Below are 14,752 nucleotides of genomic sequence, written 5' to 3' on the forward strand. Positions count from 1 at the left end.
ACTCCCATGAGTGACAACCCCTTCGACGACGCCGACGGCACCTTTCACGTCCTGGTCAACGCCGAGGGCCAGCACTCCCTGTGGCCCTCCTTCAGCCCGGTCCCCGCGGGCTGGACGCCGGTGCTGAGCGACGCGGACCGGCCGTCGGCCGTCGCCTTCGTCGAAGAGCACTGGACGGACATGCGCCCCCGCAGCCTGCGGGAGGCGTCGGCCGGCGGCTGACGGGCAGCGGGACCACCGGCCTGTCGGCGGGTCGTTGAGCCACCCGGGTCGACCTTCGGTGGTCTGGACCTCCGGAGTTATCCACAGGCCTGGTCCGGGTGTTCGCCGACGCGTAACGTGACGGGGCATGAAGATCCTGATCTCCGCGGACATGGAAGGCGCCACCGGCGTCACCTGGCCCGCCGATGTGCTGCCCGGCACGCCGCAGTGGGAGCGTTGCCGCCATATGTTCACGTCGGATGTGAACGCGGCGATCGCCGGGTTCTTCGACGGCGGTGCCGATGAGGTCCTCGTCAATGAGGCGCACTGGAGCATGCGCAATCTGCTGCTGGAGAAGCTGGACGAGCGGGCCGAGATGCTCACGGGCAAGCACAAGACCCTGAGCATGGTCGAGGGCGTCCAGCACGGTGACGTGGACGGCATCGCCTTCGTCGGGTACCACGCGGCGGCGGGCGCGGAGGGGGTCCTCGCGCACACCTATCTCGCCAACTCCCTCACCGGCGTATGGGTGAGCGGCGAGCGCGCCAGCGAGGGTCTGCTGAACTCCCTGGTCGTCGCCGAATACGGTGTTCCCGTGGTGTTGGTGACCGGCGACGACCGCACATGCGAGGACGCCAGGGGATATGCGCCGCTGGCCCCTTCGGTGGCGGTCAAGGACTACGTCTCGCGGTACGCGGCGGTGTGCCGCACCCCGGCCCGTACGGCCTCGGACATCCGGGCCGCGGCGAGCCGGGGGGCCGCGCTCGCGGTGCGGCACGAGCCGGTCAGGGGCGGGCCGTTCACGATGGAGCTGGAGTTCGACGCCACCCACCTGGCCGGTGCCGCGACGGCCGTGCCGGGCGTCGAGCACTCGGGCGAGCGCCGGGTCTCCTACACCATGCCGACCATGTACGAGGGCATCCGCTGCTTCAAGGCGGTCACGACCGTCGTGTCGGCCGCGGTGGAGGAGCAATATGGCTGACGTCACGACGGAGCGGGTCGACGGGCGGGCGCTGGAGGAGGCCGTGCGCTTCACTTCGGAGCTGATCCGCATCGACACCACCAATCGAGGTGGCGGCGACTGCCGGGAGCGCCCGGCCGCGGAGTACGTCGCGGAGCGGCTCAGCGAGGTGGGCATCGAGCCGACCCTGCTGGAGAAGGAGCCGGGCCGGACGAACGTGGTCGCCCGGATTCCCGGCAGCGATCCGGGCGCGGACGCGCTGCTGGTCCACGGCCATCTCGACGTCGTCCCCGCCGAGCCCGCCGACTGGAGCGTCCACCCGTTCTCGGGAGAGGTCCGCGACGGGGTGGTGTGGGGCCGGGGCGCGGTCGACATGAAGGACATGGACGCGATGGTGCTGTCCGTGGTCCGGGCCTGGGCCCGGGCCGGGGTCCGGCCGCGGCGGGACATCGTGCTGGCCTTCACGGCCGACGAGGAGGACAGCGCCGTCGTCGGCTCCGGGTTCCTCGCCGACGAGCACCCGGAGCTCTTCGAGGGCTGCACGGAGGGCATCAGCGAGTCCGGCGCGTACACCTTCCACGCCGACGGCGGGCTGCGGCTCTACCCCGTGGGGGCGGGGGAGCGCGGCACGGCCTGGCTCAAGCTCACCGCACGGGGCACCGCCGGGCACGGCTCCAAGGTCAATACGGACAACGCGGTCAGCGCGCTCGCCGCCGCCGTCACCCGGATCGGCGACCACCGGTGGCCGGTCCGGCTCACCCCGACCGTGCGGGCCGCGCTGCGCGAGATCGCCGCGCTGTACGGCATCGAAGCCGATCCGGACGCCCCGGACTTCGACGTCGACGGGCTGCTCGGCAAGCTCGGAGCCGCCGCCGCGCTGATCGCCCCGACGATCCGCAACAGCGCCAACCCGACGATGCTCGACGCCGGGTACAAGGTCAATGTCATCCCGGGCACCGCCGTCGGCTTCGTCGACGGGCGGACGGTGCCGGGTGGCGAGGAGGAGTTCCGAGCCACCATGGACCGGCTCACCGGGCCCCAGGTGTCCTGGGAGTACTACCACGGGGAGAGCGGGCTCCAGGCGCCCGTCGACTCCTCGGCGTTCGCACGGATGCGGGCGGCCCTCGAGCACTTCGATCCGAGCGGCCATGTGGTGCCGTTCTGCATGTCCGGCGGTACGGACGCCAAGCAGTTCGCCCGGCTCGGCATCGTCGGCTACGGCTTCGCACCGCTCCGGTTGCCCCCGGGATTCGACTATCAGGCGCTCTTCCACGGCGTCGACGAGCGGGTTCCCGTCGAGTCGCTGCACTTCGGGGTGCGCGTACTCGACCACTTCCTGAGGGAAGACAACACCGGGTTTCCGACGAATGAGGCCACCGGGCGGGAAACGCCGGGGCGTGGAACTCCGCCATACGAAGTGCGCGGACATGAAGTAGCGACACATGACGTAAACCCGTACGCAGTACCCCCACATGACGTTTCCCCGAGCGAAATCCCGATGGGCGAAAAGGATCTGACGGCTGATCGCAGCCGCAAGGAGGCGCGGTAAATCATGGTGTCCACGGCGCCCTACGGAGCCTGGCCGTCCCCGATCGACGCCGCGCTCGCCGCGTCGCACGACGGCAGACCCGAGTACGCGGGCACGGTCGGCGACGAGGTGTGGTGGGTCGAGCCGCGTCCGGCGGAGAAGGGCCGGCAGACGCTCGTGCGCCGCCTCCCCGACGGCAGTGAGGTCAGCCCGCTGGCCGCCCCCTGGAACGTGCGCAGCCGGTTCCTGGAGTACGGGGGACAGCCCTGGGCCGCGGTACCCCGGGAGACCGGCGGGCCGCTGCTGGTCTTCGTCGACTTCGCCGACCAGCGGTTGCACGTCTACGAGCCCGACGACCCGGCGGGCGGCGAGCCGAGGCCGCTGACGCCGCTCTCGCCGGTCGGCGGCGGGCTGCGCTGGGCCGACCCGGTGCTCCGGCCCGAGCTGGGCGAAGTGTGGTGCGTCCTGGAGGAGTTCACCGGGGACGGGGCGGGGGAGGTGCGGCGGGTGCTCGCCGCCGTTCCCCTGGACGGCTCCGCCGCCGAGGACCGCACCGCGGTGCGCGAGCTGACCGACGACCGGCACCGCTTCGTCACCGGTCCGCGGCTCTCACCGGACGGCCGGCGGGCGGCGTGGATCGCCTGGGACCACCCCCGGATGCCCTGGGAGGGCACCGAGCTGAAGCTCGCCGACGTCACGGCGGACGGCCGGCTCACGGGCGCCCGGACGGTCATGGGCGGCCCCCGGGAGTCCGTCGCGCAGGTGGAGTGGGACGCGGACGGCTCCCTGATCGCCGCGACCGACCGCACCGGCTGGTGGAATCTGCACCGCCTCGACCCGGAGACGGGCGAGAGCGTCAATCTCTGCTCGCGCGAGGAGGAGTTCGCGGGCCCGTTGTGGCGGGTGGGCCACCGTTGGTTCCAGCCGCTGGCCCACGGTCTGATCGCCGTGATCCACGGCCGGGGCGCCACCGCCCTCGGCATACTCGACACCGAGACCGGTGAGCTGGTCGACGCGGCCGGGCCGTGGACGGAGTGGGGCCCGACGCTGGCGGTCGCCGACACCCGCGTCGTCGGCGTCGCCGCGAGCCCCCGCACGGCCTACGAGGTGGTCGAGCTCGACACGTGCACCGGCCGGGCCCGGGCGATAGGCGCCAGACACGCCGACCCCGTGGACCCCGCGTACTACCCGGAGCCGCTGATCCGCACCTTCGTCGGGCCGGACGGCCGGAACATCCACGCCCACATCTATCCGCCGCACAGCCCCGACCACACCGCGCCCGCCGATGAACTCCCCCCGTTCGTGGTGTGGGCGCACGGCGGCCCCACCAGCCGGGCACCGCTCGTGCTGGACCTGGAGATCGCCTACTTCACCTCACGCGGCATCGGGGTCGCCGAGGTCAACTACGGCGGTTCGACGGGCTACGGGCGTGAGTACCGCGACCGGCTGCGGGAGCGCTGGGGCGTCGTCGACGTGGAGGACTGCGCGGCCGTGGCCGAGGCGCTCGCCGACGAGGGCAGCGCCGACCGCGCCCGGCTGGCCATCCGGGGCGGCAGCGCGGGCGGCTGGACGGCCGCCGCCTCGCTCGTCTCCACCGGCCTGTACGCCTGCGGCACCATCAGCTATCCGGTGCTGGATCTGCTGACGTGGGCGTCGGGAGGCACCCACGACTTCGAATCGCACTATCTGGAGAGCCTGATCGGGCCGTTGGCCGAGGTGCCCGACCGGTACCGGGACCGCTCGCCGCTGCACCGCGCGGACCGGGTGTCCAAAGCCTTCGTTCTTCTCCAGGGCCTGGACGATGCCATCTGCCCGGCCGCGCAGAGCGCGCGGTTCGTCGAGGCGATGGCCGGGCGGGGAGTGCCGCACGCGTATCTGACCTTCGAGGGGGAGGGGCACGGATTCCGCCGGGCCGACACGATGATCCGCGCGTTGCACGCGGAACTCTCCCTTTACTCACAGACCTTCGGTATCGACGCGCCCGGCATACCCGTTCTGCCGCTCGCCACATGACGACACGTCGGGCGCGGGGCGGGGCCGGGGCAGGGGTTCGGCCCGGGGGAGCGACGTGGGGACCTGCGCGGGGAGGGGGCGCCTTGTGACACTCAGCGGGGGTGAGGTTAGGCTGGCCTAAGCCGCCGTGGGTTCGATGGTGCGACCTCCCGGCACCTTTCTTGACGTTTCCGCATTTCCCGTCGTTTACCGAAACCTGGGGTTCTGCATGTGTACCCGGTGTTCCGTGCGGGCGGCTTCGAGCATCGTGCGACGGGGTGTGCGGCATTCCGGCCGGTCAATTCCCTTCGGGCATGTCCATCCTGTAAGGTAAGCCTTACCTAATTCAAATGGAATGGGGGGAACCGTCGTGCAGCAGTCAGAACTCGCCGGCCGTGTCGCGCTGGTCACCGGTGCCGGACAAGGCATAGGCGAGGCCGTGACCCGCGCCCTCGTCGCACGTGGAGCGCGCGTCGCGGCCCTCGACTGGGCATCGGAGGGCGTCAAGGAACTCGAAGCGGAATTCGGCGCGGACCGCGTCGTCGCCCACAGCGCCGACGTCTCCGACAGCCTCGCCGTCGACGCCGTCGTCGACGAGGTGGAGCGCACCCTCGGACCGATCGCGATCCTCGTCAACGTCGCCGGCGTGCTGCGCACCTCCCCCGTGGTGGACATCACCGACGAGGTGTGGGACCGCACCTTCGCCGTCAACTCCACCGGCGTCTTCAACGCCTCCCGTGCCGTGGCCCGCAGGATGAGCGAGCGCCGCGACGGATGCATCGTCACCGTCGGTTCCAACGCCGCGGGCGTGCCCCGCACCAGCATGGCCGCGTACGCCGCCTCCAAGGCCGCCGCCACCATGTTCACCAAGTGCCTCGGCCTGGAGCTCGCCCGCAGCGGGGTCCGCTGCAACGTGGTCTCGCCCGGCTCCACGGACACCGCCATGCAGCGCGGCCTGTGGGCCGACGAGCAGGCCCCCCAGCGCGTCATCGACGGCGACCCCGCCTCCTACCGCGTCGGGATCCCCCTCGGCCGCATCGCCGAACCGGCCGACATCGCCGATGCCGTCACCTTCCTCGTCTCGGACCGGGCCCGGCACATCACCATGCACGACCTGTACGTCGACGGCGGCGCCACCCTGCGCGCCTGACGGGCCGCCACCGCCGGGGCCGCCGGGCCCGCCACGGATCCGCCTTCGACGGCGGCCCTGCCGTCCCGCGCCCCGCCGTCGGCCCGCGCCGCCACCCACGACCGACCACCACCGGTCGGTCCGAACGACCCAGGGACGCCCGCCCGACCCGGGGCGGCCCCCGCAGCACCACACCAGCGCCGGGCGAGGCCCGCCCTGCCGGGACCCGGCCGGCCCGGCCCGCCCGAACCACTTCACGCCACACCGGTGCGACCCACCGGAGGAACGGAGCAGCAGGTGACCACGGTTCACCACGTCGCCGACCGTCCGAGCGAGCCCGAGGCTCGCGCGGACGGCCGCCTCACCGCAGTGCCGGGAGGCGTCGGTCAGCGGATCGAACGGCCCGAGGACACCGTCGGCGCCGCGACCTCGCTGCTCGACGCCTACGAGCCCGCCCGGGCCCGCTTCTTCGCCTCGCCGACCCGCACGCTCCTCGCCCACGGGACGCGGGCCGAAGTACCGCACGGCCGGACCCCCTTGGCCCAGCGCGTCACCGAGACCCTCGACGCCGAGCTGCTCGCGGGCAACCCGGCGCCCATCGTCGTCGGCGCCGTGCCCTTCGACCAGAGCGCCCCCGCCTCCCTCGCCGTGCCGCAGGCCGTCCGCTGGGCGCCGCCGCTGTCCGAGGACCCGCTGATCGCCCTGCCCGCCGCCGCCCCCGCCGCCGCCGGCTGGGACATCCGGCCGATCCCCGAGCCGGGCGTCTACGGCGCCGCGGTCGCCGAGGCCGTCCGCCGTATGAGACGCGGCGACTTCAGCAAGGTCGTCCTCGCCCGCACCCTGGAGCTGCGCTCCTCCCGCGAGCTCGACCTCCCGGCCCTGCTCCAGCGGCTCGCCCGCCGCGACCCGGCCGGATACACCTTCGCCCTGCCGACCGGCCCCGGCCGCACCCTCCTCGGCGCCAGCCCCGAGCTGCTCGTCGCCCGGCGCGGCGGCGCCCTGATCGCCAACCCCCTCGCCGGATCCACCCCGCGCAGCGCCGATCTCGCCGAGGACGTCCGCCGGGCCGCGGCGCTCCTGGAATCCGAGAAGGACCTGCACGAGCACGCCGTCGTCGTCGACGCGGTCCGTGCGGCGCTCGCCCCGTTCTGCCGCACCCTCGACGTCCCCGCGCGCCCCACGCTCGTGCGGACCGCCGCCATGTGGCACCTGTCCACGACCGTCACCGGCGAGCTGGCCGACACAGCCGTCTCCGCTCTCGAGCTGGCCTGCGCGCTGCACCCCACCCCGGCCGTCTGCGGCACTCCCACCACCACCGCGCGCGACGTCATCAAGGAGCTGGAGCCCTTCGACCGGGGCAACTTCACCGGCATGGTCGGCTGGGGCGACGCGAGCGGCGACGGCGAATGGGTCGTCACCATCCGCTGCGCCGAGGCCGATGCCGAGGAGCGCACCCTGCGGCTCTACGCGGGCGCGGGCGTCGTCGACCGTTCCACGCCGGAGGCCGAGACCGCCGAGACCGGCGCGAAGTTCCGCACGTTCCTCGACGCCGTCGGCGCGAGCCACCAGGAGAGCGGCCGATGAGCACTCAGCCCACCCATGCCCCCGACGCCCCGGGGTACCCCGCCGAGTTCGCCGAGCGCTACCGCGCCGCCGGCTGGTGGCGCGGCGAGACGTTCGGGCAGATGCTGCGCGAGCGGGCACTGAACCACCCCGACCGCGTCGCGATCGTCGACCCCGCGGGCGCGGGGCGGCGCTGGACGTACGGCGAGCTGGACGACCGCGCCGACCGCCTCGCCGCCGGTTTCCTCGCCCGGGGCATCGCGAAGGGCGACCGCGTCGTCGTCCAGCTGCCCAATGTCGCCGAGTTCTTCGAGGTGATCTTCGGCCTCTTCCGTATCGGCGCCCTTCCCGTCTTCGCGCTGCCCGCGCACCGCGAGACCGAGATCCGCTACTTCTGCGAGTTCACCGAGGCGGCCGCCTACGTCATCGCCGACACCAGCGGCGGCTTCGACTACCGCGACCTGGCGACGAAGGTGCGGGCCGAGGTGCCCACCCTGCGCCATGTGTTCGTGGTGGGGGAGCCCGGTGAGCACACCGCGCTGACGGACGTGGCCCGCGAGCCCGTCGCCATCGCCGACGGCCCGGCCCCCGGCGATCTGGCCTTCCTCCAGCTCTCCGGCGGTTCCACCGGTGTGCCCAAGCTCATCCCGCGCACCCACGACGACTACATCTACTCGCTGTGGGGCTCCAACGAGCACTGCGGGGTCGACGAGGACAGCGTCTACCTCTGCGCGCTGCCCGCCGCCCACAACTTCCCCCTCAGCTCGCCCGGCACCCTCGGCGCGCTCTACGCCGGCGCCCGCGTGGTCCTCGCCCCGCAGCCCAGCCCGGACGTCGCCTTCCCGCTCATCGAGCGTGAGGGCGTGACCATCACCGGCCTCGTACCGCCGCTCGCCCTGGTGTGGACCGAGGCCGCGCCGAGCAGCCCGCACGACCTCGGCACCCTGGAGGTGCTGTTGGTCGGCGGCGCGAAGTTCAGCGAGGAGGCCGCCCGACGCGTCAGGCCCGCGCTCGGCTGCACCCTCCAGCAGGTCTTCGGCATGGCGGAGGGCCTCGTGAACTACACGCGGCTCGACGACCCCGAGGAGACCATCGTCACCACACAGGGCCGCCCGATCTCCCCGGACGACGAGATCCGCGTCGTGGACGACGAGGACAACGACCTGCCCGTCGGCGCCACCGGCCACCTGCTCACCCGCGGCCCCTACACCATCCGCGGCTACTGGCGGGCCCCCGAGCACAACGCCTCGTCCTTCACCGCCGACGGCTTCTACCGCACCGGCGACATCGTCCGGCTGACCGAAACCGGCCACATCGTCGTCGAGGGCCGGGCGAAGGACCAGATCAACCGGGGCGGTGAGAAGGTCGCCGCCGAGGAGATCGAGAACCACATCCTCGCCCACCCCGCCGTGCACGACGTCGCCGTCGTCTCCATGCCCGACGACTACCTGGGCGAGCGCACCTGCGCCTACATCGTGCTGCGCGAGGGTGCCGAGTCGGTCAAGTCGATCGCGGTCAAGAAGTTCGTCCGCGAACGCGGCCTCGCCGCCTACAAGGTCCCCGACCGGGTGGAGTTCGTCGAGGAGTTCCCGCAGACCGGCATCGGCAAGGTCTCCAAGAAGGACCTCCGCGCGGCCATCGCCGCCCGCCTCGCCACCTCCTGACCCCTTCCCTCCCCGCAGCCCGCCATCGCGGCCACGGCTCCACGCTTTCCGAAAGGCCCCCCACCACCATGGCGCTCCCTGCCATCACCCCCTACGCCATGCCCACCGCGGACGCCCTCCCGGCGAACAAGGTCGACTGGACCGTCGACCCGGACCGCGCCGTGCTGCTCGTGCACGACCTGCAGAACTACTTCCTCGGCGCCTTCACCCCGGACGCCTCCCCGCTCACCGAGCTCCTCGCCAACACCGCCCGGGTCAAGAGCGCGTGCGAGCGCCTCGGCGTGCCCGTCGTCTACTCCGCCCAGCCCGGGGGCCAGAGCGCCGATGAGCGCGGCCTCCAGCAGGACTTCTGGGGCCCCGGCCTGCCGGACGACGAGCGGGCCAAGGCCATCGCCGACGCCGTGGCCCCCACCGAGCGCGACACGGTCCTGACGAAGTGGAAGTACAGCGCCTTCGTCCGCACCGACCTCGCCGAGCGGATGGCGGCCCAGGGCCGCGACCAGCTGATCATCGTCGGCGTCTACGCCCACATCGGCGTCCTGATGAGCGCCTGCGACGCCTGGATGCGCGATATCCAGCCTTTCCTCGTCGCCGACGCCGTCGCGGACTTCTCCGCCGACGACCATGAGATGGCCCTGCGCTACGCCGCCGCCAAGTGCGCCGTCGTGACGACCACCGACCGCCTCTTCGAAAAGGTCTGAACCTCCCATGGCACTCACCCTGGACCAGATCCGCGCCGACGTCGCCGATGTGCTCGGCGAGGACCCCGCCGACATACCCGACGACGAGAACCTCGTCGACTACGGCCTCGACTCCGTGCGCATCATGACGCTCGTCGAGCGCTGGCGCCGCGACCACGGCACCGAGGTCACCTTCGTGGACCTCGCCGAGCAGCCGGCCATCGAGCAGTGGGCACCGCTGCTGGGGGTCCGGGCGTGAGAGCCACGCGCACCCTCGACCGGCCCGCCACCGGCGCACCGCGCCCGGCGGCGCCGGAGGGGCTGCCCCTGACCGCCGCCCAGTCGGGCATGTGGTTCGCCCAGGCCCTCGACCCCGGCAGCCCGGCGCTCAACACCGCCGAGTGCATCGAGATCCACGGCGAGGTGGACCCCGTCCGCTTCGCCGAGGCCCTGCACCGCACCGTCGGCGAGGCGGACGCCCTGCGGGTCCGGCTGGTGGCCCCCGCCGAAGGCGAGAGCGGCCCCCGCCAACTGCCCATCGCCATCGAGCCGCCCGGCCACGGCTTCCCGCTGCACACCGCCGACCTGCGCGGCGAGCGCGCCCCCGACGCCACCGCCCGGGCCTGGATGCGCGCCGACCTCGCCGTGCCCTTCGACCTGGCCACCGGCCCGCTGTTCGCCCACGCCCTCTTCCACGTCGGCGACCGGCGCTGGCTGTGGTACCAGCGCGTCCACCACGCCGTCATGGACGGCTACGGCTACTCCCTCATCGCCCGCCGCGTCGCCGAGGTCTACACCGCCCTCGCCGCCGGCACCGCCCCCGGCCCGAGCCCTTTCGGACGGCTCGCCGCGCTCGTCGCCGAGGACGCCGCCTACCGTGACTCGGCCACGTATGAACGCGACCGCGCCCACTGGGAGGAGCGGTTCCGCGACCGGCCCGCCGTTCCCACCCTCGCCGGCCGCAGCGCCCTGCCCTCGAGCACCGTCCTGCGGCACTCCGCGCACCTCGGCCCCGAAGCCACCGAGCGGCTGCGCGAGCTGGCCGGCTCGGTCCGGGCCACCTGGCCCGACGTCCTGTTCGCCGCCCAGGCGCTCTACCTCGCGCGCGCCACCCGCAGCGAGGACGTCGTCCTCGGGCTGCCCATGATGGGCCGCATGGGATCCGTGGCGCTGCGCGTCCCCGGCATGGTCATGAACGTCCTGCCGCTGCGCTTCACCGTCACCCCCGACACCACCTTCGCCGAGCTGACCCGCCAGGCCGACCTCGGCATCCGCGACGCCCGCCGCCACCGCCGCTACCGCTACGCGGACATCCGCCGTGACCTCGGACTGCTCGGCGAGGGCCGGGCGCTCGTCGGCCCGCTCGTCAACGTCATGCCGTTCGACTACGGGCTCACCTTCGCCGGCGCCCGGTCCGACGCGCACAACCTCTCATCCGGGCCCGTCGACGACCTCACGGTCAACATCTACGACCGGGCCGACGGCACCGGCCTCCACATCGACTACGACGCCAACCCGGCCCTCTACGACGCCGCCGAGGTCGCCACTCACCAGGAGCGGTTCCTCGACCTGCTGACCCGGATCGCCGACAGCGACCCCCACCAGCCGCTCACCGCGCTGTCCCCGGGCACCGAGGAGGAGCGCGAGCGCGTCCTCGTCGAGTTCAACGACACCGCCGTGCCCGTGCCGCCGACCACCCTCATCGGCCCCATCGAGGCCCGCGCCGCCCGCAGGCCCGGCGCGACCGCCCTCGTCGCCGGCGACGTGACCCTCACCTACGGTGAGCTGAACGCCCGCGCCAACCGGCTCGCCCGCCACCTCGTCGCCCTCGGCGTGCGGCCCGGCGCCCTGGCCGCCGTCGCCGTCCCCCGCTCCGTCGACCTCGTCGTCGCCCTCCTCGCCGTCCTCAAGGCAGGTGGCGCGTATCTGCCGCTGGACCCCGGGTACCCCGCGGAGCGGCTCGCCCACATGCTCGGCGACGCGGCCCCCGTCTGCGTCCTGACCGACACCGCCACCAGGGCGTCCCTGCCCGACACCGAACTGCCCGTCCTCACGCTCGACGACCCGGCGTTGCGCGCCGAGCTGGCCGCGCAGCTGCCCACCGACCCGGGCCGCCCGCTCACCCCGCAGCATCCCGCGTACGTCATCTACACCTCCGGCTCCACCGGCCGCCCCAAGGGCGTCGTCGTCCCGCACTCCGCGATCGACAACCGGCTGCGCTGGGCGCAGGGCCAGTACGGGCTCACCCCCGACGACCGGGTGCTGCAGAAGACTCCGTCCGGATTCGACGTGTCCGTCTGGGAGTTCTTCTGGCCGCTGCGCGTGGGCGCCACCCTCGTCCTCGCCGAGCCCGGGGCCCACCAGGACCCCGCCGCGCTGGCCCGCACCATCCGCGAACAGGGCGTCACCACGGCCCACTTCGTGCCCTCCATGCTCCGCCTCTTCCTCGACGAGCCGTCCGCCGCGCGCTGCACCGGCCTGCGCCGGGTCCTGTGCAGCGGCGAGGTGCTGCCGCGCGGGGCGGTCGAGGACTTCCACCGCACGCTCCCCGGCGTCCCGCTGCACAATCTGTACGGGCCCACCGAGGCGGCCGTCGACGTCACCCACCACGCCTGCGCACCGGGCGAGGAGGGGCCCGTGCCGATCGGCCGGCCCGTCTGGAACACCCGGCTCTACGTCCTCGACCCCGATCGCCGCCCCTGCCCGCCCGGCATTCCCGGCGAGCTGTACGTGGCGGGCGCCCAACTCGCCACCGGCTACCTGGGGCGCCCGGAGGAGACCGCCGACCGCTTCGTCCGCGACCCGTTCGCCGAGGCCGCCGGCCGACCCGGTGAGCGCATGTACCGCACGGGCGACCTGGCCCGCTGGCGGCGGGACGGCGCCCTCGAATACCTCGGCCGCACCGACGACCAGGTCAAGCTGCGTGGCCTGCGCGTCGAACTCGGCGAGGTCGAGGCGGCCCTGGCCGCCGACCCGCAGGTCGCCGCCGCCTGCGCGACGGTCCGTGAGGACCGCCCCGGCGACCGCCGTCTGGTCGCCTACGTGACTCCGGCCTCGGCGGATGCCGCCGCTGAGGCCGGTCCTGCCCCGACGAGGGGACCGGCCCCGCTGGATCCCGACGCCCTGCGGGCGCGGCTCGCCACCCGGCTGCCCGACCACATGGTGCCCAGTGCCCTCGTCGTCGTGGACGCCCTGCCGCTCACCCCCAACGGCAAGCTGGACCGCGCGGCGCTCCCCGCCCCGTCCGCCGCCGCCCGCCCCGCCGGCCGGCCACCGTGCGGACCCCACGAGGAGATGCTCGCCCGGCTCTTCGCGGAAGCGCTCGGGCTGCCACGCGTCGGCGTCGACGACCACTTCTTCGCCCTCGGCGGCCACTCGCTGCTGGCCGCCCGGCTCGTCGCCCGGATACGGGCCACCTTCGGCGTGGACCTCGCCCTGGGCGCCCTGTTCCGGGCGCCCACCCCGGCCTCGCTCGCCGACCTGCTGCACGGCGACGGCGAGGAGGGCGCGCTCGGCGCCGTGCTGCCGCTGCGCCGCACCGGCGACCGCACCCCGCTGTTCGTCCTGCCCCCGGCGGTCGGCCTCAGCTGGTGTTACACCGGGCTGCTCGAAGGGCTGAGCCCCGACCAGCCGGTGTACGGGCTCCAGGCGCGCGGCCTGAACCCCGGGGAGAGCCTGCCCGCCACGATGGAGGAGCTGGCCCGGGGCTGGCTGGCCCGCGTCCGCGAGATCCAGCCGCACGGCCCCTACCGCCTGCTCGGCTGGTCCGTCGGCGGCGTCGCCGCCCACACCCTCGCCGTACTCCTTCAGGAGGCGGGCGAGAAGGTCGAGCTGCTCGCCCTTATGGACGCCTACCCCGCCGACCAGTGGCGGAAGGCGCCCGCTCCTGAGGAGGCCGACGCCCTCGCCGCCCTGCTGCGGATGGCCGTGGACGACGTGTCGGGTGGGCACAGTGGGCCGGAAGGCGGCCCGCTCACCCGCGAGCGGGTCACCGCCCGGCTGCGCGCCGAAGGCAGCGCGCTCGCCGCGCTCGACGACGAGACGCTCGCCGCCGTCCTCGACGTCGTCGTCAACAACGTCACCCTCATGCGCACCCACCGGCACCGCGTCTTCGACGGCGACGTCCTCTTCTTCACCGCCGCCGCGCCCCGCGCCGAGCACTGGCTGTCGCGGGACGCGTGGCGCCCCTACGTCACCGGTAGCCTGATCAACCGCGATATCGACTGTCTGCACCCGCAGATGACCCGGCCGGGTCCGATCGCGGAGGTCGCCGAGGCGGTGGCCGGCTATCTGGGGGAGGGCTGATGTCCGTGGACGGCGGTGAGCGGGCCGACGGGACGCGTCCCCTGGTCCTCGGCCGCGACCCGCTGCCCGGTGCGTGGACCCCGGGCCCGCCGCACCTCTGGCTGCTGCGGGTCCCCGACCACGCCCCGCTCCCGCCGGCCGCGTACGAACGGATCCTCGACGCCCGGGAACGGGCCCGCGCCGCAGCCTTCGTACGGGACCTGCACCGGGAGCGCTACGCCGCGGCCCACGTCGGGCTGCGGCGGCTCCTCGGCGCCTACCTGGACGTGGACCCGGCGGTGGTCGAGCTGACGCGCGAGCCGTGCCCCGGGTGCGGCGGACCGCACGGCCGGCCGGCTGTCGCCGGGGCACCCCTGCACTTCAACCTCTCCCACGCGGGCGACCTGGCCCTGTTCGCCTTCGCCGGCACCCCGGTCGGCGTGGACGTCGAGGAGCGACAGCCCGCCGCCGTCGTCGCCGAGGTGGTGCCCTCGCTGCACCCCACCGAGACCGCCGAGCTGACCGCGCTCCCGGAGGCGGCGCGCCGCGACGCCTTCGCCCGCTGCTGGACCCGCAAGGAGGCCTACCTCAAGGGCATCGGCACGGGACTCTCCGAGGACCCCTCGATCACCTACGTCGGCTCCGGACCGGCCCCGACGTCCCCCGCGGGCTGGTCACTGACCGACGTCGCCGTGGACCCCGGCTACGCGGCGGCCCTGGCGGTGGCCGACACCGGCGGGTGAGACGAGT

General features: G+C 73.8%; 10 protein-coding genes and 1 pseudogene. All 11 read left to right on the top strand.

Going from position 1 to position 14,752, the window contains the following annotated elements:
* Positions 1-6 precede the first annotated feature (6 nt).
* The 11 genes and pseudogenes from ACZ53N_RS26100 (at position 7) to ACZ53N_RS26150 (ending at position 14,745) form a co-directional block, all read left to right on the top strand.
* Complete coding sequence (locus ACZ53N_RS26100; protein ID WP_469143229.1) at positions 7-222, top strand: MbtH family protein; 216 nt, start codon at positions 7-9, stop codon at positions 220-222.
* A 127-nt stretch (positions 223-349) separates the two neighbouring features.
* Positions 350-1,183, top strand: coding sequence for a M55 family metallopeptidase (locus tag ACZ53N_RS26105; RefSeq protein WP_469143230.1), 834 nt, complete (start codon positions 350-352; stop codon positions 1,181-1,183).
* A pseudogene (locus ACZ53N_RS26110) lies at positions 1,176-2,504 on the top strand (M20/M25/M40 family metallo-hydrolase); the annotation flags it as partial. The gene ACZ53N_RS26105 and the pseudogene ACZ53N_RS26110, both read left to right, overlap by 8 nt.
* Positions 2,505-2,714: 210 nt before the next feature.
* On the top strand, positions 2,715-4,703 hold the full coding sequence (locus ACZ53N_RS26115) for a prolyl oligopeptidase family serine peptidase (RefSeq protein ID WP_469143231.1): 1,989 nt from the start codon (positions 2,715-2,717) through the stop codon (positions 4,701-4,703).
* Between the two features lie 334 nt (positions 4,704-5,037).
* Entirely contained in the window at positions 5,038-5,832 is a 795-nt protein-coding gene (locus ACZ53N_RS26120) for a 2,3-dihydro-2,3-dihydroxybenzoate dehydrogenase (RefSeq protein ID WP_469143232.1), read from the top strand.
* A gap of 348 nt (positions 5,833-6,180) precedes the next feature.
* Positions 6,181-7,395 (top strand): isochorismate synthase DhbC, encoded by a 1,215-nt coding sequence (gene dhbC / locus ACZ53N_RS26125; RefSeq protein WP_469143261.1) that lies wholly within the window; start codon positions 6,181-6,183, stop codon positions 7,393-7,395.
* Positions 7,392-9,038, top strand: coding sequence for a (2,3-dihydroxybenzoyl)adenylate synthase (locus ACZ53N_RS26130; protein WP_469143233.1), 1,647 nt, complete (start codon positions 7,392-7,394; stop codon positions 9,036-9,038). The genes dhbC and ACZ53N_RS26130 overlap by 4 nt, the downstream gene beginning before the upstream one ends.
* Before the next feature lie 68 nt (positions 9,039-9,106).
* Positions 9,107-9,739, top strand: coding sequence for an isochorismatase family protein (locus tag ACZ53N_RS26135; protein WP_469143234.1), 633 nt, complete (start codon positions 9,107-9,109; stop codon positions 9,737-9,739).
* 7 nt (positions 9,740-9,746) lie between these two features.
* Positions 9,747-9,977, top strand: coding sequence for a phosphopantetheine-binding protein (locus tag ACZ53N_RS26140; RefSeq protein WP_184735902.1), 231 nt, complete (start codon positions 9,747-9,749; stop codon positions 9,975-9,977).
* Between the two features lie 89 nt (positions 9,978-10,066).
* Positions 10,067-14,023 (top strand): amino acid adenylation domain-containing protein, encoded by a 3,957-nt coding sequence (locus ACZ53N_RS26145; RefSeq protein ID WP_469143262.1) that lies wholly within the window; start codon positions 10,067-10,069, stop codon positions 14,021-14,023.
* Positions 14,023-14,745 carry a 4'-phosphopantetheinyl transferase family protein gene (locus ACZ53N_RS26150; protein WP_469143235.1) on the top strand — a complete coding sequence of 241 codons (723 nt, stop codon included), beginning with the start codon at positions 14,023-14,025 and terminating at the stop codon, positions 14,743-14,745. The genes ACZ53N_RS26145 and ACZ53N_RS26150 overlap by 1 nt, the downstream gene beginning before the upstream one ends.
* The last annotated feature ends 7 nt before the right edge of the window (positions 14,746-14,752 follow it).

The sequence above is a fragment of the Streptomyces sp. NPDC033229 genome (assembly GCF_055576875.1).